The sequence below is a fragment of the Pseudonocardia sp. Ae505_Ps2 genome, from assembly GCF_001932425.1.
GTDB lineage: Bacteria > Actinomycetota > Actinomycetes > Mycobacteriales > Pseudonocardiaceae > Pseudonocardia.
Window position 1 is genome coordinate 27,282 of record NZ_MCIP01000011.1, and the last position, 2,417, is coordinate 29,698.

Consider the following 2,417-nt stretch of genomic DNA (forward strand, 5'->3'; position numbering starts at 1 on the left):
GCCCCACCCGGAGCCTCACGCCACCCGCCACCCCTGAAAACCGCACGCCTTTCTCGGCTGCTGCGGGAGCGGAGGTGCACCACGCAGTGGCCGCCGGAGGCGTGCAGTGGACCGGCGGGTGTCATTGGTCCTGGGCGTCGGGCTCTGCTTTTTGTGGGGGCGTGGCCCACCGCCGAGCGGTCATCCGAGGGATGCCGGTCAGGTACTCGACGGTGCGCCAGGACTGGGCGTCCTCGTAGAGGGCGTGCAGGACGAGTCCGCCGAGCATCGAATTTCGGCCGCGCCGGCGCCACGTCTCCTGGGCGGCGGTGATGAGGTCGGCGCGGAGGTCGCCGGTCTGCTGAGAGGGAGGGATGAGCTCGTCTAGGGCCTCCCGCTGGGCGCTGGTCATGACAGGGTCCTCTCGCTCTTGGTGTCTCATGCTAGGCATTGTCTCGCATCTCCGTGTCCTATGAGTGGGACGCAAGTCGTGCTAGTCTTGTGCTAATGGTGGGCAAGAATGGCGACGAGAGGCGGAGGACGTGCGTAGCTATCCGATCGACACCGACCGCGTGACCCTGATCAGCACCGGCACTGTGACGCCGGTGGCGAAGTGGGTCGAGTTGTCTGACGGCTCGCGCCGCCCGGACCCGCAGGGCCGCCAGGACACCGACGAGCACGGCCGCGGCCTGTGGCGGGTCGAGGCCCTGACCCCGGCCGACCAGGACGACGAGCGGGACAAGAGCGCTGTCGTCGAGATCCTGATCGCCTCCCACGACCGCCCGGCGGTGGGCTCGCTCGGTCAGCCGCTGCACTTCGACGGCCTGGTGATGACTCCCGGCTATGTGCAGCGCAAGACCGGTCAGCTCACCCCGCCGCGCTGGTCGGCGGACGGTATTCGTGGGCAGGTCGGGCGTGGTCGTAAGCCTGAGGGCGAGGCGGCCTGACATGGGCCTCTGGGCGAGGAGGGATCGGGCGGTCGATGAGCGTGAGGCCGATGGCCTGTGGTGGTCGTGGCGGCAGGCGTGCGAGGGCGCCGGGCTGTGCTGCCGGGTCGACACCGTCTCCGGCGCGACGGTTGTCGTGCCGCAGCTGGTCGACATCGTCCTGGGCCCGCCGACGGTGCTGACGATCAAGCTCCTGCCTGGTCAGCTGGTTGCCGATCTGCGCCGGGTGGCGCTGCGCATCGCCCCGCACCTGGGCGCGGCCGCGCTGTGCATCTCCCCGCTGGGGCAGATCCATGCCCGGGTCGAGCTGCTCGGCGTCGACCCGCTCGAGGGCACCGTGAGCCTGGTCCTACCCGCCGCTCCGGGCCGGATCGCGCTCGGGGTGGACGAGACGGCCCGGGACCTCGTGCAGTCCTGGGCCGACGATGTCGCGCACACGATCGTGCAGGGCGTCACCCGCTCTGGGAAGAGCGTCTGGACCTACGGGCTGCTGGCTCAGCTCGCCGCTGACCCGTTGGTCATGATCTGCGGGTCGGACCCGACCGGGCTGCTGTGGCGTCCGTTCGCCGGGACTCGACACGCTGCTCTGCAGGTCTCCGGTGTCGACGACCCCGGCGCCCACGAGGCCCTGCTCCAGGCGCTCGTCGCCGACATGGCCGCGCGCATCGCCGCGATGCCCGCCGACCGCGACACCGTCGCGATCACCACCGACCAGCCGCTGCGAGTCGTCGTCCTTGAGGAGCTGGCCGCGCTCTACCGGGTCGCCGACGCCGCGTCGACGACCAAGGACCCGATCGGCAAGCGCATCCGGTCGCTGGTCGGGCGTCTGCTCGCCGAGGGCGCGAAGGCCGGTTACCGGCTGGTGCTGATCGTGCAGCGCGCTGAGGCCGTGATCGTCGGGGCGTTCGAGCGCGCCATGTGCTCGCTGCGGATCAGCTTCCGCACCGACAACCGTGCCAGCGTCGAGCTGTTGCACCCCGGCGCCCCGGCCGAGGTGGCCGACCGGCACACCACTGCTCGCCCCGGTGTCGCGCTGCTGTCGGCCCCCGGTGAGGAGCTGACCCGGTTCCGTGCCCCCTACCTGCACGGATACCCCGACTACGTCGCCGCGATCCGGTCGGCGTGCCCGCCGGAGGGACCTGGTGTCACCGCGCTCGCGGCCTAGGGCCAAGATTCAGGGCGCGAAGATTCACACCTTCACTGCATATGGCGATGCGCCGCTGCCAGACCCGGAGATCGAACCCTCCGAATTGGCACCACGAGCGGCCCCAAAGAGAGAAAGGGCGGCTCGATGGCTGCGGCGCATGCTCCCCACACCGTAAGCCCTCTCCCCGTGCTGGGTCGAGTCGGCTCCACGAAGGCCGTGACGCTCCCCGGAGACGGTGCACCACGCCGACACACCCACGAGGCCCGAGAGGCCGTCTCTGGCGCTCTCAGGGCTCTGCGCGGTGCTGCCCTGGCTCCTGCTGCGCCCGGGGCCGGGCCGCGCGA

3 protein-coding genes are annotated in these 2,417 nt (G+C 71.0%); 2 read left to right on the forward strand and 1 reads right to left on the reverse strand.

Annotated elements, in window-relative coordinates:
* Positions 1-121: 121 nt before the first annotated feature.
* On the reverse strand, positions 122-391 hold the full coding sequence (locus Ae505Ps2_RS30015) for a hypothetical protein (RefSeq protein ID WP_075313538.1): 270 nt from the start codon (positions 389-391) through the stop codon (positions 122-124).
* A gap of 130 nt (positions 392-521) precedes the next feature.
* On the opposite strand from Ae505Ps2_RS30015, the gene Ae505Ps2_RS30020 reads away from it, so the two are divergent.
* On the forward strand, positions 522-926 hold the full coding sequence (locus Ae505Ps2_RS30020; protein WP_075554438.1) for a hypothetical protein: 405 nt from the start codon (positions 522-524) through the stop codon (positions 924-926).
* 1 nt (position 927) lies between these two features.
* On the forward strand, positions 928-2,091 hold the full coding sequence (locus Ae505Ps2_RS30025) for a hypothetical protein (protein ID WP_075554445.1): 1,164 nt from the start codon (positions 928-930) through the stop codon (positions 2,089-2,091).
* Positions 2,092-2,417: the final 326 nt, after the last annotated feature.

Excerpts from the sequence above, each read along its gene's own strand:
- Ae505Ps2_RS30015 (WP_075313538.1), bottom strand. The coding sequence starts at position 391 with ATGACCAGCGCCCAGCGGGAGGCCCTAGACGAGCTCATCCCTCCCTCT.
- Ae505Ps2_RS30025 (WP_075554445.1), top strand. The coding sequence starts at position 928 with ATGGGCCTCTGGGCGAGGAGGGATCGGGCGGTCGATGAGCGTGAGGCC.